This is a genomic window from Parashewanella sp. 2210YD4-3 (assembly GCF_056591735.1).
The window spans coordinates 145,541-167,680 of record NZ_JBWQOG010000010.1; the positions used below are offsets into that span (position 1 = coordinate 145,541).

General features: G+C 37.6%; 8 protein-coding genes. 5 read left to right on the forward strand and 3 right to left on the reverse strand.

Features of this window, described 5'->3' with window-relative positions:
• Positions 1-74 precede the first annotated feature (74 nt).
• The 3 genes from AC1EU0_RS15030 to AC1EU0_RS15040 all read right to left on the reverse strand — a co-directional run bounded on the left by AC1EU0_RS15030 (position 75) and on the right by AC1EU0_RS15040 (position 16,526).
• The gene (locus tag AC1EU0_RS15030; RefSeq protein WP_480303379.1) at positions 75-13,940 is read right to left on the reverse strand and encodes a hypothetical protein; all 13,866 of its coding nucleotides are present in this window, start codon (positions 13,938-13,940) and stop codon (positions 75-77) included.
• 13 nt (positions 13,941-13,953) lie between these two features.
• Entirely contained in the window at positions 13,954-15,456 is a 1,503-nt protein-coding gene (locus AC1EU0_RS15035; RefSeq protein ID WP_480303380.1) for a hypothetical protein, read from the reverse strand.
• A gap of 86 nt (positions 15,457-15,542) precedes the next feature.
• A complete protein-coding gene (locus AC1EU0_RS15040) occupies positions 15,543-16,526 on the reverse strand; it encodes a hypothetical protein (RefSeq protein WP_480303381.1) in 984 nt (327 codons plus the stop codon).
• A gap of 257 nt (positions 16,527-16,783) precedes the next feature.
• Between AC1EU0_RS15040 and AC1EU0_RS15045 the strand changes: the two genes are divergently transcribed.
• The 5 genes from AC1EU0_RS15045 to AC1EU0_RS15065 form a co-directional block, all read left to right on the forward strand.
• On the forward strand, positions 16,784-17,209 hold the full coding sequence (locus AC1EU0_RS15045; protein WP_480303382.1) for a hypothetical protein: 426 nt from the start codon (positions 16,784-16,786) through the stop codon (positions 17,207-17,209).
• Between the two features lie 9 nt (positions 17,210-17,218).
• On the forward strand, positions 17,219-17,863 hold the full coding sequence (locus AC1EU0_RS15050; RefSeq protein ID WP_480303383.1) for a DotI/IcmL/TraM family protein: 645 nt from the start codon (positions 17,219-17,221) through the stop codon (positions 17,861-17,863).
• Positions 17,860-18,528: a DotI/IcmL family type IV secretion protein gene (locus AC1EU0_RS15055; RefSeq protein WP_480303384.1), complete on the forward strand. Its 669-nt coding sequence runs from the start codon at positions 17,860-17,862 to the stop codon at positions 18,526-18,528. The genes AC1EU0_RS15050 and AC1EU0_RS15055 overlap by 4 nt, the downstream gene beginning before the upstream one ends.
• A gap of 3 nt (positions 18,529-18,531) precedes the next feature.
• The gene (locus AC1EU0_RS15060; protein ID WP_480303387.1) at positions 18,532-19,467 is read left to right on the forward strand and encodes a DotH/IcmK family type IV secretion protein; all 936 of its coding nucleotides are present in this window, start codon (positions 18,532-18,534) and stop codon (positions 19,465-19,467) included.
• 2 nt (positions 19,468-19,469) lie between these two features.
• The coding region (locus tag AC1EU0_RS15065; protein WP_480303385.1) for a hypothetical protein at positions 19,470-22,140 on the forward strand (2,671 nt) is incomplete at its 3' end.

Genomic DNA, 22,140 nt, shown 5'->3' on the forward strand with positions numbered 1-22,140 from the left:
GATAATTGAATGGCTTTTAAGTGTAAGAAAAAAGAGGAGGTTTTAACGCCTCCTCCTTCATCATTTCCCCTGACTTACATTACTGGTTCAATAATTTCTGCTTTGCTTTCATTGAGCTGTTTCAGCTCTTTGAGTAAGTTTTTCTGAAGTGTATCGCTGCTTCCAGTGGTATGGAGGTCATCTAACATTAGTTCCCATTCTTGAATAGGATTTGCTTGATTTTGCTCTTCATTTGAACTTTCTTCAGCAATAATTGCTTCCACCTCTTTTAATCTCAACTTTCCATCAATTAACTCTTGTTTATGAGGGAAATCCCCAATAGACGTTCCCTGAAGAGAGTCAATTCTGTTTCTTTCAAATTCCATATATCCATCAAGCTTATTTAGCTCTGTCTGATACAAGGCTGGTATTGTTGGGATTTGCTCAAGTAACCCTCTTACATTGTGAGAAGTTTGCAAGGCAATTTCTTGATTTTCGGTTTTTAAAAGCAAAACGTGTTTTTTGGTGCCAGGGTACGCAGTATCAACGATTAGCTTACCATTTTGGGTTGAGCCAATTTCAAAAGCCTTTTGGCCAGTTTTAGCTTTTTTAGCTTTATTGATTTGGCTGTTTATTACCTTAGCTGTAGCTTCTGCGTTCATTTTATCTATCGGCTGCCCAAGAATAGAAACTTTAAAGTCACCGATTTTCTCTACCATATTAGTTATTCTGGTATGGTCATCACTGTAGCCTTTCAATTTACTTTCGAAAAACTTAATATCGGTCTTAAGATCGTTCTTAGAGCGCTCATGACTACGAGATAGTAGCTCCAGTTGTTCAACGCGAGCTTCCAGCTCAATGGCTTCTTGAATTAACGGATTTCCCGTAGCGATTGCCATAATTTCAGAATAACTAGGCTCAATCTCTTCATCAAACTCTCTCGCAGCATCACGAGGGTTGATTTTGGTCTGAGCTGCAAATAATGCTTTCTGCTTGAGTTTCTGCCAGATAAACAAGTCAAAGCTATCTTCAGTTGTGTATTTGTAGCGTGTAGCTTCAGTGAAGATGTTGCCAAATCTTTCAATTCTTCCGCCACGTTGCTCTAGATCACGAACACGCCATGGAATACTAAGATCGTGAATAGCTGCAAGTCTTTCTTGGACGTTTTTACCAACACCCATATTTTCAGTGGTGCCAATAGCAACTGCAATATCACCAGAATTCATTCTATCTTGTAAGTCTTGCTTTTGAGCATCACTCTTGAAATCCCTAGCAAAAATAACTTTTTCTTCAGAGATGCCGCCTTGAATTAATTTATCTTTAATATCGTTGTATAAGTCAAATCTACCTTCGTTATTTGGAACCCCAAAATCTGAAAAGATTATTTGGGCAGGATTGAGATCTACATTTTTGTTATAGGTCTCTAAAACTTCTTTTACACAGAGGTTTGTTTTGCTGTTTTCAAAATCAGGGATCATAGGATCAACAAATCGCATATCGATGGCAGCTTTGCGACCGTCATTTGCAATTGCTAATAGATTATCGTTTGAATTTGAGTCCGTTCCATTTCGATAGTTTTGAGCTCGTTGTGCCAATACACCCATATAGGTTTGAAGGTATTCGCATTGTGGAGCAAAGATACGTTCTTCATTAATTTTTGGTCGTTCAATACCTGCCATATCTGCATTTACAATATCAGCAACCTGTCTGTAGAGCATAGCTAGCTCGGGTAAGTTTACGAACTTACTCAATCGTGTTCTTTCGATAAAACCTGAGCCTTCTGGAGCAATCTCAAATTTCGTTTGAATCTCACCAAATGTTCCAATGAAATCATCAAACATGTTGATATCTTGGTTTTCCAAAAGGTCAGGGCATAGGTAACGCATCAAAGTATATTGATCAGCAATGTTATTTCTAATGTCAGTGCCCGTGGCTAAGACTATGCCCTGATTGTTATTCTTTTCATGGAGGTATTTAGTTAAATAAAGCATAGAGCGAGCTAGCTTTGATTCAGATACGTTAATTCCTGAAACGTGATTCATATTTGAAAGTTTATCGAGGTTAACAAACTCATCAGCTTCATCCACAAATAAAGCATCTATCCCCATCTCAGCAATATTTACAGTGTCGTAATTGTTGGCTGACTCGATTTGCTCTTCGATTTTTTTCTTTTCATTTTGAAGCTTTTTCTCCAGCCCTTTAATTCTGAGTCCTTTATGATAGTCATCGTTAGAAAGCTGATTAATCGTGTATCTCACATCATCAAGTTGATCTTCAACTATCTTTAATTTGAAGTCGGCTGGCACATCCAATTTCTTGGTAATTGAGTGAGGCATGATGACCATATCCCAATTATTTGTAGCAACTTTTGATAATGTAATCTCGCGGTTTTCTTTGTTAAGCTCTTTTGCGTCTACCATGAGCACTTTCGCATTAGGAAAATGTGATAGCGCTAGGTTCTGCATTTGTGGGAAAACCGCATTTGGAACTGTTAGCAATGGTTTGTTGTGCTTGCCTATCTCCTTCCCTTTCATAATCGAACCAAGAATACTAAAACTCTTTCCTACGCCAACGTCATGTAAGAACAGTGCTCTACCATCTACAAGATATCTCATTACAGCGTTAAGTTGTTTTTCCCTTGGAGCAAAAGGCTTACCTTTTAGCATCGGAGAAAGCCCTTTAAATTCAATCTTAGAGCCGTTGTAGCTTGCTTCTACATATGAGTTATTGATTTTGTTATATCTTTGCTCAAGCGTGTCTTTACGTTGGTCATTTGACCATATCCACTGCTTGAACTCTTCCTTTAGTAGTTCTGCTTTTGCTTGTGCTTCGTTAGTTTTATCCTTTAAAACGATAGATTTTTTAGTTTCTGGATCTGTAACCGTTACTTTTATTGAGCGATCATTACAAATAGCTTCGATAAGTCTTGCTGCTGGCCATTCATCGGTCCCGTAGTCTTTTTGGGTTCGCCCCATATTTTGTGCTGAAATTGAGGCTGAAATGCTTACTTCCCAAGAGCCAGCAACTTTCATTACTTTATATGTGTTTTTCAATTCATTAGGCGTAAGGGGCTCATCATTGCCAGTGATGATCATTTTCGAAAACTGAGCAATATCGGAAGCTCTTAGCCAATTAGAGCCAAGCTTTACACCAATTTCATAATATGGAATGGTTTCAGGTATAACATCGTTGAGTTTGGCAACGTTTAGATCATATTGCTTATCATGGGTTGCAAAGTCTTCTGCAGTCTGCAATTTTTCTCTAACATTTCCTGAAAGGTAGGTGCTAGCGTGTTCCCATTGCTGGGTTTGAGGATTGTGAAATATCTTATCACCGAGTTCAGCTATGATTTCTTTCCAGTCACTTGAGGTTAATTGCTCAACATATTCTGGAATAACTTCTCCTCTCTCTGATAGTGAGATTAATACAGCGTCCTCAAAGTTATCAACGTTTGTAATTTCTACTTTTGGGTGAATTGTTCTAGTCGTAAAGATATCCGCTTTATAAGCCGTCTTCTCATTTTTATCCCAGTTCTCTAACGCAAGAACAAGAGCTGAATCTGGGTCAGCCTTGAATAATCGTTTGTTGTCTCTTCCGTTAGTAAAACCATATTTTTTTACAAATTGGTCATACTCAGAGTTAAGTTGTTCGTTTGAGGCTGTGTATTCTGAATTTGAATCAGAAGTAAGCATTAGCTCAAGATGGTCTCTTGTTACATTTCTTAACTTAATTAGCCCCTTGATTCTTTCAAGTTCTTTAGGCTTTCTATCTACCTTTTGAAGAATTTGTTTAGATACTGCTTCTCCTTCAGCATTTAATTCGAACTCTTCAAGAACAATAGCTACATCACCATCACTATCTAATTGATAGGAACCTAACTTCTGCCCCCATGTGTCTTCAGAAGAAAGCTCTTTGGGTTCCTTTTCAGGAGCGATAGCCTTCAGAGTTTCTTCATGTTCGAAGTAAATGTTTTCAGGTAAATGAGATATCACCTCTTTAAGTGCAAGTTCAAAGTCACCTTCAAATTTCGTTTTATAGGTTAACCCTTGATGATTTCGGACAAACTTCATCTCTCCAATGACCATTTGTGGGTTATCAATGAAGTATTGGTTGATTCTCACATCTGCTGTTGAAATGCCGCTGTATTCGCCTTTCATTTCTTTTTCAGAGGTTTCAAGCCAATTGGTGTTAGAAGGCTCGGTGTTTGGAAGACGCTTTTGCAAAAATATTACATCAGTATTGACCTCAGTTTTTGCTAGATCGGCAAAGGTGTTAGTTGGGAGTCGAACAGCTCCCACTAAATCGGCAACTTCTGAAAGCTTTTCACGAACCTTTGAATTTTTCTTATCAAGTGTTCCTGATGAAGTAATAAAGGCAACAATCCCTCCTGCTTTGACTTTGTTTAGAGCCTTTAAGAAAAAGAAGTCATGGATTCTATACTTGGAGAAATCCTTATGCTTTTTATCGTTAACTCTGAAGTCACCGAATGGAACATTTGTCATACTAAAATCGAAATAGTTTTCTGGGATTGCAATTTCTTCGAATCCTTTGGTGGTTACGCTGCCACCTTGAATAGCTCTTGCAATGGATGCCGTTAATGGATCAATTTCAGTACCAGTCAAAGTAATTCCATCTGCCATAGTCGGTGGTAAGGTATTAGCAAACATACCAGTACCAAAAGCAGGGTCCATTCCGATGCCATTTTTTATCCCAAACCTATCTAAAATCGACCACATATTTTCAGCCAAAATAGGCGGGGTATAGAATGCGGATAAAGTAGACGTTTGCGCTGAAGCGTACTCAGCATCAGTCATTATTTCTTTAAGAGTATTCCTTCTCTCAAGGTGCGTGTATCTTGATGGATCTAAAATCTCAGCAAGTCCACCCCATCCTCTATATTTGACTAAGACAGACTTTTCTTCAGGAGTCGCACTGCGGTTTTCAAGCTCAAGCTCTTTAACTAATCGAATAGCAGCTAGGTTATCTTCATAACTTTCGGTCGGGGTTTTAGCTTTAGATAGCTCAGCCTTATCATTTTCAGTCAAATGATAGCCAGTATGTTTCTTTATTCCTGACTCTCTGGTTTTGGAAATAATGCCGCTTTTGCTTGGGCTTCCGCTTCTATTTTCACTGTCTGTATCTGAGCTAAGTTGTCCTGAAATGGCTTCTGTTGCGTTAGCGTTGCTTCCATTTGCTTGGTTAACAGATTGATCTTGTTTTGAAGTGACTTTTGCATCTCCACTGTTTTTTGCTCCAGAGTGTTGTTCTGAATCAATTGTTTCAGTAGGTGAGGGCAATGTTCCTTCAAGTGGCTCTGATACATCACTCCGTATGGATTTAGTTTTGTTTTCATCATTTCGCTTCTCTTTTGCAATGGAGCGCTTAGCTATTAGTATTTGTGTGTTTAAATCATTGAATGATGCTTTGTCTTCAACATCGTTATATTGAGCTTTTTCTAATTCAGGATTGGTTGAAGAAAAACCAAATTTACCGTTTCTGAAATACGCTTGATAGCCTTCAGGAATATTCAAAAGGAAATTAGCTTCTTCAAAACGTTTATTAAAACGGTTTGCTACTACCTGTGCTGCTAACAGTTGCTCTGAATCGACCTCTTCTTCCTGAGTGATATCATCTGCAGTTAGCGGTTCTGAAAGAAGTGATTGACCAAATTGCAGGTAATCGTAGTGAAGTCTGTTTACTTCAGAGCGAATGGTTTCTACATTTCCATTCAATGAAGACGGGTCTATCATGATGGTTTCAAAAACACCTTCATGAGCTATGGATACCATGACTGCATCGTCACTTTCGTGAACATCTTGTTCTAGTTTTCCATATAAGACTTCGCCATCATCAATGAAGTAAACAGATTGTTCTTTGTTAAAGACTTTTTCCCCAAGCTCAATTTCAGCTTTGATTGTATCGAATAGATCTAGAGTTTGGTGCTCTTCTGTATTTGCTTTATTTTCTTTTAATTCTTGGCTTTTCTCTAGCTTTTCAATGAGTATTAGTGGGTTGACTTTAGAAACAAAGCTCAGCTCTGAAAGCAGAATTTTTTCACTAATATTCTCATCGTGATTTAGAACTATATTGTTATAGCCATGGCTTTCACCTATAGCCAAGGCATCGCTATAAGCAATTGATACCATTCTTTCAAAATTATCCGCATTTAGCTCATTGATTTCTGTTTCGTCTTTAAGGTTATTTTCAGAAATTGTGGATTGAATCTGCTCTTTTTCTTCGTCAGTTCTTAAGCTTTCTGGAACTTTGACTGAATCTAATATTTTAAATCGATTTTCAATCTTATCTAGTAACTCTGAATCAGTTCCTTCTGTTGTCACTCCCATGATGGCTGCGAGTTTTTTCTTTTGTTGATGGGATAAGCTATCCAAATTATGGAGATTATCCATAATTTCATTAATCTCATCGTTATGGGTTAAGCCTGATTCGCTAACAGCTGCTTTATATTCAGAATAAGAAAGGCCATATACTGGAACCCAAGGGTTTTCGCTATCACTTAGATCAGATTTAAAATGAGCACTGATTGTTCCCTCATGCTTGGCTGATTTAAACATCTCCTCATTGCCTTCATCAAGCGTATTCTGGAAACGGTATTTTATAAGCTGCAGCTGACCTTCTTGGTTTTTCTGGACAAAACCGAATACAGGCTTCTTATTAAATTCTGCGGTAACAATATCACCAGCTTCTACAGTTGCATCGATATCAACTTCTAGTTTGGTGTTTTGAAGTTGCGATGATTCAGATGCTTCTTTGTTTGAATAATTTGTTACATCAACAACTTCCGAAAGTCCATATCTCTTAATGAACCCATCAACATCATCATTAGCAAGTTCTGCCACGAGTTCATCAATTTCCATGGCCGTACTTTGCTCTGCTGGCTCGACAATTGCCTTGTATTCTGTCGAGGTAGGTTGTGCAGTGACTATTCTCGCGTGTGCTTCGTCTAGTAGTTTCACTAATTTTGAGCTTGTATTGTCAACGCTTAGCTGGTTTAGTTCCGATAGAAGATTTGCTTTAAGTGACTTGTCTAAGTCTTCCAATACGTTAATAGCAAGAAGAGTGTTATCACTTTCTTTTGATTCAACACTCAGATTTTCATCATTTGCCAATGAGATCACTTCATCTGCAAATGCTTCTGATTCCGAACCACCAGAAATAATTGAAGCAGACATCATTTCAACTGCTTTTAAATCAGCGTTGTGCCGTGGATTTAACTTATCTATTAATTCATCAGAAGCCCATGCATGGAAACTCAAATCACTGAGGGGGTATTTATCAGTGATTTTTTTAAGTGACTGTTCAATAGAAGCAGCGCTTAGAGCTTCATTCTGCTGTTTTCCTGCATTGGAGATAATTATTTCATACGAACTGGCTCTTCTAGATTTTTTAGCGTTAATAACGCCAATGCTTCCATCAGTGTTTGTGAATGTAATAAAGCCGTTTTTGTCTATAAATTCGGTGACGTACTGAAGAGCTTCCGTCATTGATTTTTCATTGATTGGCTGGATATCGTTTTGCAGTAAATCTTCGATATTAATCGCATCAAGTGTTGCTACAAGGTTCTGACCAAATGGCACCCATGTTGAAATATACTGTGGTAGCTCTGTTTCTCTGCTAGGTAACTGGTATAGGAAAGAGTAATCAAGCTTTAGATCTTCATAGCTTGGCATGTTTACCGCAAAATCAGATAATGGGCTTGGTAACTCAGCTGTGTTTAACTCATTTCGCTCTGCTTCTGAAAGTTGGCTTAAATGAGATTGTGTTAGTTCAACTCTATTAAGGATTTTTTGGTTTTCGATGCTCTTTATGCGGTGTGCAATTAAAGACGAGTATTGGTTTTCTGAAGCAAGCAATGAGGCTACTTGGTTTTTTACAAAGTTAGGTAACTCTCCTTGATCCTTTTCAAGTTTAATTGCCATTCCAATGTATGAATATTCAGCAAGTCGCAATTCAGATACTTCCTGAACTTCAACTAGTCGGTCAAAAACGGCTCTACTCTGAAGCTTTCCATTTGAAAGTGCTGGAATATTTATATCTGAAATAATAGCAAGTCTGTTCTCATAATCGAGTTCTTCAAAGCCTTCTTTCCCTAGAGAGGCAAGGTCTGAAAGCGCAACGTGTTGGAGTTTTACGCTTTCTGCTAATTCATCAATAGTTACACCATCATTTGATGGTATATCGTGAATATCAGCTAATAACTTAATTGCATCATTGCTGTATTTTTCAGTTAAATGTCGAGGGTTTATTGTAAAAATATCTTCCGCGAGAATAGGATGAATTGGGAGTACATCACTACTCATTAGCCACCTTTTAAATGTGGTGTCTTTAATCACGTTTGCATCAACCATGTTAAAGAAGTTGTTATCAAGCAATGCTTCTAGTGATTCAAATTGATGCCGCAGAGGAACATTTGATTCTATCGCTGGTGGAATAAGGGTTGAATCTCGCTGACCTGCTTGTTGTCCATTAGCTTCTAGGTATAGCTGGTATATTGATTCATAGAATGCTTTGGGGGTCTGATACCCGTTTTCATTAAGATCTGAAAGTACGGATTTCTTGTTTAACTCCCCGTCAATAACATACGGATTTTTATCAAAGTATATTCCTTCGGTTTTAAAGACTTCTTGATAAAAATCTTGATAAATCATTTCATTTTTTGCGGCTTCTTTTGCAAGCTCTTTTAGTATATCGAAAGGAGGTTTTATCAACTCACCTTCAATAACCTCTGGTACAAAACTAGAGGCCGTTTCGATTAGTGTATCTTGATTAGCGTTGTCTTTATTCTCTTGCTCAATGTCACGATGCTCAATGACTTCAGGCTTATATGCTTTAGCCTTATGGTTGAATGCAGTTGTGGCAAAAAATTGAGTACTGTGTTGCGAGCTTACTTTCTGCAGAGTTTGAGTGTTGATGTGAGATACAACATTTATCACTTGGTCGTCAATTTCAACGATAAAGTGTCTAAGTAGGTTTTCACCATAGATCTCTTGCTTAATATTGTGAATATTTACATTTTCAAGCGGGTCAGGGGAATCAGCCACTTCGATATATTTTGCAAGAACAGACGTGCCTTTCAGGTTTTCATTTTCAAAGTCAGAAAGCAGATAGATTCCACTAGAGTCACTGTTTACAAGGTCAACGCTTCTAATTGTATTTTCATTAAGTTTTATAACTTGATTAATAGTGTCATCCACCAAATCAGTTGGAACACTTTCTAGTGGATTATTTTTTCTTACTTCATCTAAATGACGATAATAACCAGCAAAGGTTGATATATCCTTATTGCCAATACCTTCAAGATCAAGCAGGTCATCTTTAATAAGGTCATGATCATAATCTTTATCAAATTCACTGTAATAAGGATTTTTAACACCCTTGTACTCAGGTTTTTTCAAGTATCCTAGAGCTCTATGAATTGTTTTTTCATCATCGAGTAAGGCATTAATGAATTCCCCCAGCTGGGAAAGGCGCTCTTGTTTAGCAAAACGTTCTACTGCGATGAACAGAAGTGCTAAATTTAATTTGTCATTTGATTTATTTACTCCTTCATATTGACTAAATTCAGTTGAGTTTTTCTTAATGTAAGAAACATCGGCCACCATAAGCTCGTGGTTATAGCCCTTGTCCGAAAAGTAATAAGGGCTGCCAGGTTCTTTGATTTTTTCTTGGTATTCAGCTGCAGTAAATCCTTCGTTTGCATATATGCTAATATGGTCGTGAAGGCTTTGAATTCTAAGCTCTTGAGCTGTTAATAAAACGCCTTCTGGCTCTTCAATTTCAGTTGGAACAAGTTCTGATTCAAGAAGGGGTAGAGCAGCTTGTTTGACTTCGATTTCAGAATCATCAACAACCTGATCTAATACTTTTTCTACTTCAGCCTCTGTATTTTCAAGAGTGCGTTCGGTTACTTCTTTGAAAATATTGGCAAGAGCGCTTACTTCGTTTGATTGAGCTTGCTCAGCTTTTTGTGCCGAGATTCTTTCTAGCTGTTGAGCTTGCTCCTCTTTGAACTTTTTTGCGTCATACTCAAAAAGTGAGCCAAGGATGTTTCTTGCCTGTGTGATATCTTCAAAGTGCTTGTCGAATAATGTAGGGTTTGATGTCTCGATCGAGTAAACATTTGAATGCAACTGTATTAAGGTTGACCATATTTTAGTTTCGATCGGTAAGGATGAAAATTCATTATCTTCTGAAAGCTCAAGTTTACTTTTTGCGTACAATGCAGCAATAAGTGGGCTATCAATTTTAGCTAATGGTGCATTGTGCGTTTTTAAGTGGACTTGATGAACTGATATCTCACGCTTAGAGATATCTAAGGTGTTAGCAATATTTTCAAGTGTGTTTTCTAGCTCCCCGACCTCGCTGTGTTCAATGAGCTTAATTTGGCTTGAATTCGGATTCTGGGGCTTGAATTGTTCACTAAAAATTTCTTTTAGGAATACATAGTCACTGTTGCTGTTAATGACGTACCCTTTCTCTGCTTCAGAGAATTCGACCCACATAAGCTCAGAGTATTTGTTGAATTTTTTAGCAAATGATTCATTGTTAAAGTCTCCTCTGATAACAAGCTTCCCATCCTTTTTGATTGATGGACCAACGTATAGTTGAGGATCGCCAGTTAAAGCCGATAGATGGCTTTTAATAATATTGATGTATTTGTATGGAGCATGGAAAAACTTTTCCTGAGAATTATGCACATGCGTTATGTCGTTAATTTTCAGTTTGTTTAGAATGATCTGTGCTTGCTCTTCTGATTGATAATCAATCCTAACCACTCGTTTGCCTGGGCGATTTAGTGATTCCCCCATTTTTACTGTTACAGGCCATTTTGAATCTGGCTGTGAACTACCCTTACTGGCCTTAGGTGCTTCAATAATGGTACGTGTAGGAAGACGGACGTTTGAATTACTTAAATGTGTTAACAGTTCGCTAGTTATATCTGAAGGTAAAATTGATAATGCATACTCAGGCTTTGCTTGCTTCCAAATAGCTTCTCTATTTTGAAGTGTTCTTTTAATAATATTTTCTAGATTTAGCCCTTCGAAATTGAAAGAAGACTGATCTACAAATTTAATTAATTGTGCCAGCCTAGTCTCTAAATCGCGGTCAGCGCAGTATTGAATTACTGAAAAGTAATACGAGAGGTCGGCATTAATATCAGCTGGAATTTCTACTTCTACGTCTTGTCCGTTGTCAGTTAAATAGGTGTACTTCCCTTTAGTTTGTAATTGGGTTGTAGATTCTAGCTGTGACTGGAGATGAACTGCGCCAAGCTCTACGAATATATCACTTACATCGGTTGGTTTCTTACTGGCATAATTTTCAATCTGAGTGACTTTAGGGATTACATACTCAACACCATGATTAAAGGCGCTATCTAATGCAGATAGAACACCAGGGTTGCCTTTGAGTGGGTTGTACATATCGTTATCAGCAATGTGAACATGTTTATGGTTTGGGTATTTTTGCTTATAGAGCCCAATCACATGGTTCATGTTGTTCGCATCTAAACAAATTACAGATGGTTTATTGGTGGCATTAAATATAGATCCAGCATTTCCCCAGCTTTCTGAGTAGTAAATAGTATCTGGTTTATCAGCTTCAATAGTGCCTAATGCTCTATGAGCACCAACTGGACTACCAGTAAAAGCATCTAGTTTTATCAAGCCATAGCTATTTCGCTTATTGGTCGGTTTAGATTTTTCTGAAAAGGTAACTTTTTCTTCGAATACAGACTGGTAGCCCACAAAACGATTGTTAATGTCATATAGCTCGTATGCAAAAGCTAAGTTATTTGGATGAGCTTTATGGTATGTTTGCTTAAGGTTCAATATCGCAGCTACTTCAGTGAGCTTTTTGTTCTCAAGTTGCTTGTGAGGCTGGTTTAGTGGGGCTAGAGCAGAGAAATCATGAAATGCTTTGACTCTTTGCTTTTCAGCGTTCTCTGCATTTTCAGCTCTTTTTAAAAGGTTCGTCTTTTCTGCTTCGATTCTCTTAGCTTCTAATTCTTCTTTCGTTGGTTGTTTTGGAGCTTTATATGTATTGCTTTGCCATACCTCGGACTCATATAGCTCATAAGTGTGCTGAGACGATGCAAATTTATGAGTTGGGTTATCTCTGTCTTTAGCTAAGTTGTTAAATGATATGATTAAGCCATAGACATCTTCCCCGTGTTTATTCTTAGCTGATGAAAAATGACATAAAATAGCACCAGAGCCATTGTGTGCTTTGTTGTGCATTTTTACATTAGCAGTGCCTTTTATGATCGTTTCAGCACCGTCTAGGCTTGGGAAAAATACATTTCGCTTACTCTCATCCCAATTTATGCCAGCATCATCTGCAATTTCTCTTATCCGTGACTCAAATGTTTCCGCTATTCTTTCTGCGTCACCCAAGAATCGCTGTTGAAGCCATTCAGAATAGGATGGCTTGTCAGAATACTTTGTGGATTTCGACGGTAATTTTTTATTTATACCTTTTAGTTGTTCTTCGAAATGTGATTGCTCTGGTGCAACCTCGGAAGATCTAGATGTTAGAGCGGCTATGTGATTCGACGCTTGAATCTCATACTGTTTAGGGAGTACGCAAATTCCATTTTCTAATAGTTTGCCTTCATAGTTATTTGCAAGGTCTGTTAACCCCTTTTTAAACTCAGGCTCATTAGTACGCCCCATAATAAAGATATGGTTTTGTCCCTGATATGTACCTGTTGTTTTAAATAACGCAGGAGTCCCAGCTAGATCGGAAAGATTAGACTCAATAATCCCTTTTAGCGTGATGGTGTCATTGTCACTATGATCTTTAATAGTAAAGAAATAGTGGTTTTCTTTTTTTAATGGCTTGGAAGTACCAGCTGCCATTACTCTTTCTGAAAGTTGAGCATCTAATTCAGGCTTTATCGATACTCTGATAGAAGTATATTTACTTGAACCCGAAGCTTTGTGCGGTTGAATCGTTACTGGCCGAGAATCACTATGATCGACTATTGGAACAGGTGTTGTATCAATGATATAAGGAATGCTGTCAGGGGCTGTTTTTGAAAAACGACCTACAAGACCATGGCGATTATTTACGATTTTTGCAGCAGGTAGTGGAACAATTTTTTTGATTTGAGAGTATTGATTTTGCTTTGGGAGAGACTCAAGAACAATAGCCGCATTAGCAAAACTAGGTACTGAGTTGTTATTCTGGTCAATTGTCTTGAAGTTCTTTTTTGCTGCAAGGCTATGGTCATTTTGTGGGTTGCCATAGTTATTTACAATTGCATCTGTAAATGCAACGATTTCGATAAACCCATTTCCTGGTTTAATATTTTTCTCTGCTTCAGAAATGGCATATAAAAGCGGATTCTTATTGAATCCTGGAATAGGCTCTGCGTTGAGATGCTTAGTAATGGTCTCTTGGGGGGTTGAGCCGCCTTTAAAGCTACTAGAAAATACATTTTCACTGCCTTTTTGACCTGTTCTGATTAAAAAGCCCCGTTGCCCATTTAGACCGTTTGGAGTGCCTTGATTAAGAGCATGTTCAGCGGCTTTATAAATATTTTCAGGGTTTGCGACAGAAAAGGCTTGCTCATCAAGAACTCTGGCTAACACTAGTGTTTTACCATTCTCTTTACTAATAACTGGGGAGATAGTTAACGGACTGACAATTACAGACTCATTATCACTATCCTTGCTTACAGTTGTACCCCAAGCTGCGGTATAAAAAGAATTTCCTTTCTTTGGTTCAAGATTATAAAGAGCTACGATACTACCTTGAGGAGTGTGCCTTTTATCATCTACATCTTTCATGTAATTAATGAAGTTATTTTTAGTATTAGAATTAACGGCAACTGTGATTTTTTGACCTTCGGGCTGAAGGTAGCCGTATAAGTAATTCTTACTGCTGTTGTAGCCAATAACCTTGATTAATGCATAATCGTGTTTTTTATTATTCATCATTACTTTCCTAAATTTAGAATTCCATCGCCAAGGAAACACCTGAATTTTTCATGTTATTCATGAGGTTTGGCTTATCTAAAAATTCAGCGTTGTTTAAATCTTTAATTAATGTCTCAGAGCGAGCTTCAATCTCTTTATCAATCTGTTGGATGGCATCATGAACAGGACCTGAAGATTGCCCCGACTTATAAGCTCTTATTTCGCAGCTCTTGAAATCATTCACGTTGATTTGGTACTGCTCGCAAGCTAGCTTGATTTTTTCCTTTGAAATGGCACCAAGGTTGATAGCGCCTTCAATTTCGTGAGGGGAGAGGGTGGTGTTGTTTCTTTTACTTTTCTCGACCATATCGACTAATACATCGGTATTAACTTTAGGATCTCTTAGGGATGCAGGGTCAACGTTATGGTTGTGAATCAAAAGATCATGAATCAACGGGTAATCAATATTTTTGTATTCTCTTAATACAGCTCCCTCATATGGGGAAGACATATTTTCCTCTACCCCTGTTTCAATAGAGAACGCTTCGAATTTTTCTTTCGCATTCTTGAGATTTTCTTCAGCGACAGACTTTAATTTGTGTGCAACCAAGTATGCTTTACTGTGCTCGATAAACTCTTCTCGATGTTGCTCTGGGAATTGGATATGTTGATCTTCTTCTCTGAACTCCAATTCAACCCCTTTTTTAATCTGTTCCCAGTGACTAACAACTAATTCACAAAGAGGAGCAAAGACATGGTTATTTAGGGCAATGCTATTGGTGTCTAATTTGACTAAGTCAGAGTTATTGTTAAAGGCCTCTTTGAGCATGACGGTTGCCGCTTTTTCGCTTTCAGGGCCAATTGAAGCCATAACCTTTAAGCTATCTAGAAATTGAGGCTTAATTTGGACATTGATTTGATATCTGTTTTCAGGAGAGCGGCTGTTATAGGTCGCTACCATTTGATGGTAATGAAGCCTTTGTACGTCTGATTCAGTAATTATTTGCCCTCTATTAATATGAATATCAACAATCGATTCAGTTCCAGTTTCGTTATTGATTGCATAAAGGGCAGGCCTTGAGCGCATAAACCCATTGTTAGAGCCAGCCATAGCATTCTCAACATCAAGAGACCGAATGGAGTTTGATTTCTCTAAGAAGTGCTCTCTAACAGCATTTAATATAAACCTTTGTTCATTCTTTCCTACCGAAAAGTCGAGAGGAAAAGCTTTTAGCTGTTTACTTTTGTATATTTGCCACGGTTTTAGGTGAGGGTAGTATTCGCCATTATCATGAGCTTGTAATGCCCTTGAATCTTTAGCACCAATTCCACCAGCTTGCGTAATGCAGGCTTTAGCAGTCTCAAGCGGATGCACTTTGCAAACACATTCAAGCCACTTGTTGGCTTGAGCTCGAGAAACGGTCCCTTTTTTGACTAACTCAAGATTTGAAAGTCTTTCGGCAAGGAGATTGTAATTTTGTTGCCAATCTTTTTGCCTAATAACAACCTTATCAGGTTCTGCTTCAACAAATTTCATATTGACCCCTAGATATTCAATAATTCGAATTTATACGAGTGGAGATATCCATGTTTGAAAAGTTAAATAAATGAGCCCTATAGGGCTCATTTATTTAGTTGGGTAACTAGATGTTCGATTGCTCTACTCGATACAGGGTTTGTAATTTGAATTACTCCCTCGTGTTCGAAAACAAATGTAGGGGTTAGGGTTTTAGGTAAACCAAAAAATGCAGCGTTTGCCTCTCTTACTCTTGACTGACCTTGTATAAATTTTTCTTCAGGGACTTTTTGATCTAAAAGGGTCTTTACTGCTCCTTTGTCATTGAAGAAATCAAATAGTGTTTTTCGGTTAGCGTTGTCATCGGGGATCATGGTTAATGATGCTTTAACTGCAGACTCTTCAGTAATAACTCCAACGGGAAGGTAACGAACACGCAGTTTTCCTGAGTCAGTATATTTTTGCAGTTCAGTTTTGGCTTTCTGACATCCACTGCAATTAAAGTCAAAGTACACATAAACCAATGGTGCCTTATTGTTGCCTATTTCAATGTAATCGAGTTTTTTTGTTCTTTCGAATATTTCTCTTTTAGCATTTTGCTTGACGATAGAGTTATTTGAAGGAAGCCTAAGTTTGCTTTGCGGCTTGGTTGGTGCGACTTTAGTTTCAAGTATTGGCTGAGTTGCGTCATCGCTTGAAACCGTGTTTTTAAACTCTCTTTCAAGTTTTTTGTGTTGAGCAACTTTGTCTTTATTAGCACTTGCAAGAGCTTTGAATTTTTTTGAGTGGCTTTCTTTTAATGCTGGTGGTAAGGCAAACGGCGAATATAGCGTTCCTTCAATCAGGTGAAGTCCATCTGGAAGCATATAAAAATCACGCTCAATACCATTAATTACAGTGTCTATTTTGATTAAATTGAATGGTGCATATTGAAAACGTTTAATTACAGCCTTTTCACCTAAATATTTTTTTATTAGCGCATAGGCTTTTACCACCTGATCTTTTTTCTCAAGTGATACCGAATCATCCCATGTTTTACCAATTTGGTAATTCGGGGCTGCTTTAATCGAAACCAAATTGTAAATATGCATCTGAAAATAAAAGACACACAAGAGAGCTGTTACACAAATAGTCTTAAAAACTGGAATATTATTTAATCGCATATCAAAAAAGTCTGAATCAAAATTATCGATATGGTCGAGTAACACCAATGAGAATTCACGCTTTTTTTTTCGAAATAATCAGATTTTTCACTTCCTTCTTATTTTTTCAGAAATAGTCAGTTTTCCTTTGATTTGGCTTTTTTTGATAGGTCTAATTCACTTTAAAATGTTTGAGGGTACTGATTTTGTTATTAGAGCAAGAAATTACATTAAAAGCCTTATATGAACTTGGCTCAGTTGGTGGTGAGCTGAAACTGAATACAACTATCTTGTTTTCAGAAGAGTATAAGTCACTAAAAAATGAGGAGCAGGCTGCGCTAAATGTCGGGCTTATTAATTCGTTAAATGCGATTGAGTTTGCTGATTCAGATGACTTAAGCATGGATAAAGAGCCGCAACTCATTTTCACTCATAATGAAGCGTCAATTTTTCCATTAGCTACAACCTTTAGCTTTAATCAAGATAAAGAGACTGGTGTGGTACACATTGATTCAGAACAATCACACGCAATGAGTTCACTTACACCGTTTCAGAATCTGGAAATCATCAAAAGTGTTATTGATGCTTTTGATAACCACACAAAGCAATTGCTTGTTGATTTAAAGGATTAGGTTGCTCTAGTGGAATCTCCTGCATCGTACTCCAAAGAAGATATTCTTGATTTAAGCAGAAAGAATGCTGAATTAAAGAAAGATATTAAAAAAAGGCTGTATGGAATTTTAGTCTTGTCAGTAGTCCTAATGGCTTTAGCTTCAGCGGTTGTGATAAAAAGCACCACTCCTAATTTAGGCGATACTGTTGCATTCAGTCCAGATGGCCAAGTTAAAAGAATTCAGCCTAATTTAAATGAGCTATTGCCAGCTCAACATGTTTTCAACTTTGCCACTAATACAGTTGTAGATCTTAACACTTACTTGTTCAGAGATTATCAAGAACATCTCAGAAGTATTTCTGACAGGTTTTCTTACGAAGGTTGGGACGCATTTTTAACGTCCTTTGCCGAATCAGGAACCTTCGAAAGAATATCTACGGAGTACATTAATTTGGTTTCGGTGCCAGCTACAGATAATAGACCAAACGCAGGTCGTACCATCATTGATGGGAAGGTGACTTGGTTCGTTAGAGTGAAAATACTTTCTAGAGAAGAAAACCTTTCAGGGAAGGATGAGCATAGCTCGACTTCGTATCTTGTAAAGCTTATTGAGGTTGACCGCACAGTATCACCTTATGGGCTTCAAATAAGTGATATTGGAAAAATACAATGAAGAATACTCATTCACCAAAGAAAAGAATATATGAGGCAGGAGCCCCGTTTTCATCTGACATAATAGTTAATGAAAACGAGCATCTGAGGTTTGTGGTAAAAGTTTTCTCATCAATAAGCGTGATAATTATTATTGCCGTTATGGTACTTGCTGCAGCATTAGCTTTTATTTCTAACAGACCTCCAATAACACTAAGTTATACAACTGATGAAAATGGAAAGGTTGTTCAAATTGAACCTGTGGAACAGCCTTATTCATTAGGGCGAGTGTCTCGATTTATTAGTAAATCAACAGAACGTGCCTTGCATTTATCATTTACAGACTACGAAGATCACCTCGCGTCTCTAGAGAAGCTGTTTACAAGAAAAGGCTATGGAACCTATCAAGAGCTGTTAATCAAAAACGGTTGGATCGACTTGATAGATCAAGACAACTTAACAATGTGGGTAGAGTTGAAAACAGCTCCTAAATTTGTAAGGAAGGGGCTTGAGGGTAGTCATTTTGAATATGATGCTGAATTTCAGGTGGATCTGTTTATTGGGGGAGGTAAAGAGTCATTTCAACCAACAAGATTAAAAGTAGAGGTTAAGGTCATCCGAACTTTAGATAGTATCGAGGGTTTAAAAATTAAGAGGTTCTTAATCTCAGAGCTTGGAGGTAGATAAGTGATGAGACTTAATGCAATCCGTTGGTTCGTTTTTTTGAGTGTATTTGTTCTGTCAGATGTAATGGCTCAAGAGGAGGGCTCTTTAGACCCGCAATTGGCAGCGGCATTAGATAAAAATGATAAATCGGTAATCAATCAAATTACCGATGAAGATCTTAAGAAAATTGCACAGGAAGCTATTCTTTTAGAGCGGTTTGGGTTGTCTCCTGAATTTCTTAAGAAAGCTCTTGAGTTACAGAAAAATGAGAATGATGCGATCTATGAAAATAGGCCAGCAGACATGGTCAAAGAAATCATTTCTGTGTCTACTGACCCAAGTGCAGACTCCCCTGTAATTTATTTAACACCTGGTCATGACACCTTAGTCAGTGTTCTAGATGCTACTGGCGAGCCTTGGCCACTAGTCTTAGTAAGTACGGGCAACCAAAATCTTGTGACCTCATCAGTCATTGAATCCCATAAGCTTAAAAATATATTTAGATTAAAGTCAGAACGTAGAGTCGGTTCCACAAATTTAACATTACTCTTGGCAGATAAATCGACGTCCCTAACTGTAAGGGTTGTGAACACAAAACAAAAGTACCACCCTCAGCCAATACTGCAGATAGGAGATAATGGTCCGTTAGCTAAAAAACACTTTCAACTGTCATCAAAAGTTGCTATCCGAAATGACAAGTTAATGAAAAAGTTGTTTTTTAATATTGCCCCTGATGGTTTTCAAAAATTAAAAACTAACAACCACAACGTTGTGGCTTGGCTAAGCAATGAAAATTCTGTTTTCGTTAAAACAAAGTTAGCTCCAACATTCCCTCAAGCAAAAAGCTTTTACGCAGGTCCGAATAAATACATGATTTATGAAATGCAATTTTTACCCTTCATTACTTTGACTAATGATAATGGGATTGAGTTTCAGGTTAGTTTAGAGAAGCAGGGGTAAATATGTTCTCAATGAAAGATTTTGATTTATCAAAGTTTAAGTTTGATCCTGAAATGAAATTATTTGCACCTGAAAATAGAGGTTTCTTACTTGTTTCTGGTGTGGTGTCTGTTGCTGTAATAGTCTGTCTTTTCCTATTTTTTTCGAAAAAGGATAAAGGGAAGCTGGTTAACAAGGTTGATATTGCAGTCGTTTCTGATCCTGCAAAAAGAGACGCAGATTCTAAAGTGTCGGAAGAGTACAAAAAGTCCATCCATGAGGTAAATAAAGAAGCTCATGAGGCTGCAAAAAAAAGCAGTGAGGGGGCTAGTCTACCTATTCTTTATCATGATAGGAGTTCAAACAATGGAACCGATATCGCTAATTGTGGGTGTACTTTTGATGATGCAGCTAAAGCCGCAATGATAGAAGAATTAAGAAGGCTTGGGTTTAAAGGGGTTGATAAGGTTGATGCCTTAAAAGTGGGTTATTCAGATATCTATATTAGAACAGATGGGAAATTGGTAGATAATAAAGACATCCCCATCAAATTGGATAATCAAGAGATATCAACAGATGATTCAGGGCTAATTGTATACTCCAATACAGGTTCTCCAGTTTTAACCGCTAGTGACGATAAGGTTTATCTGTCAAATGATGGTTCCTTCTATGACAGTTCAACTTCAACAATAAGATTGAATGGTCGTTTGCTTACTTCAGATGGACTCATTTATCTTGGAAACGGCCAATTAGCAAATAGGCCTGGAAACATGTCTCAAGTTGGAACTTCAGATATATATGTTACTAAGGAATCTCAGCTTGCAACGATTGACTCTAGACCCATATTTCATTCTGAAAATTTTGTTTTCCATGATGAGCAAGAGCAGCTAATCAATCGATATAGTGAAGGTATCCAGTGGGGGGAGAAAGGGGTTTACCTCCGTGATACAGGAATTCTTACAGACCAATTCAAAACTAAGTTCTTGAAGGATGGAATTCTATTCTCTTATGACGGTATATTGATTGATAATAATGGCCGCTTAACTGAACAGCTGAATAATTTTGAGAGATTTGGTGACAGTGATATTTTTAAAGATGACCAAGGGCACTTAGTTGATGGCTTTAACAAACCTATTGTTCACTACGGATATACCGTTAAAGTTGGTGTAAACAATATTCTGATTTCACAGATTGGAGAAGTTAAAACTGCCTCTAAGGAAACCGTTTCTATTTCGGATAATGGAAGGTTAACAGCAAATGCTGGGGTTGTCCTTTCTGGCTCATTGAAAAATAGTATCGGTGTTGCTTACGATAAATATGGTCACTTACTTTCAAGATCCAATAAGCTTCAACAGATTTCCCTATCAGACATTTATACATCCACAGACAGAATGCTAGCTGATGTTAAAGGCAAACCACTCCAGTTCAGTGGAAAAGATGTTTTCCAAGATCTAAGTCGATTTGTTTCTATTAAAAATAAGGATGCTTATGGTCTCAAGACATATGACAACGTGATTGTTAAAGACCTTCTGCAAAAAGAGATTTATATAAACTCTGATGGACACCTTGTGTATTTAGATGGTGCATTGGTTAAACAGTCAGGGGTTTTATCTACAAATGACGGTGTGCTCATAACAAGCAAAGGTAAGAGTCTTGCCGCTAAATCGAATATTGAGTTGGTGACTGATAAGAATGGAAAGCCAGTTTATTTTAATGGAAAAAAAGTATACCGCGACCCCTTAACTGGAAAATTGATTACTGAGGACGGAAAACCAGTAATTGACGCAAAGGGTTCTATTGTCATGCTGGACGATAATGGGAACCTTGTTGATGTTGATGGGAACCTTGTCACTGATCCCATTTTATTTTCTGATACACGTAATACCTCTGCTGGTGAATCTCTTTCAATTCTGAGCCCATTAACTGATGCAAACGGCAGAGCGTTAACATTCAATGGAACTGACGCCTTTGTTAAAGATGGTGTTTTAGTTGATTCTTCAGGCAACCCCATATTGGATGGAAGTGGTAATAAAATTTATGTTGGAGAAGACGGGAAGCTTTCAGATGAACATGGAAATTTAATTAAAACTCCTTTGCGCAACACTGAAGGAATACCCATTAATACAGGTATTTCAAAAGGTTTGGGGAAAGTACTTTCTGGAAGCGGTAATCCTATTTTATATCAGGGACAAGAAGTATTCGTTGATGATCAGGGAAGACTAGTTTCCTCTGATGGTAGCCTTTTGATAGATGAGAATGGAAACCCATTGAGGCTCAATGAAAATGGTGAAATTGTTGATGGTGATGGTCGTAAAGTGACAGTGGATGGCGTGTCTGTGGTTGGAGAGAGACAGGCTTTAAATACTTCTTTCTCTACTAGAAAAAGAGCGACCTTGCCATCTGGTGAACCAATGACAGTTAACGGACGTCCAGTATATCAAAATGTTGATGGTCAATTGGTATATGAAGATGGCACTCCAGTTAAAGACAAAGATGGTAATGATGTTTACTTGGATGATAACAAGTTTGTTACTGAAAGCGGCTTAAAAATATCTCAAGATGATATAGGGGAGATATCGTCACCCACTGCAGAGATTGTTCTAGGCAAAAACGGTAAACCATTAATGTTTAATGGCCGTAAAGTTTATAAACGTGCCGATGGAACCTTAGTAGACGAGTTTGGCAATGTGATCA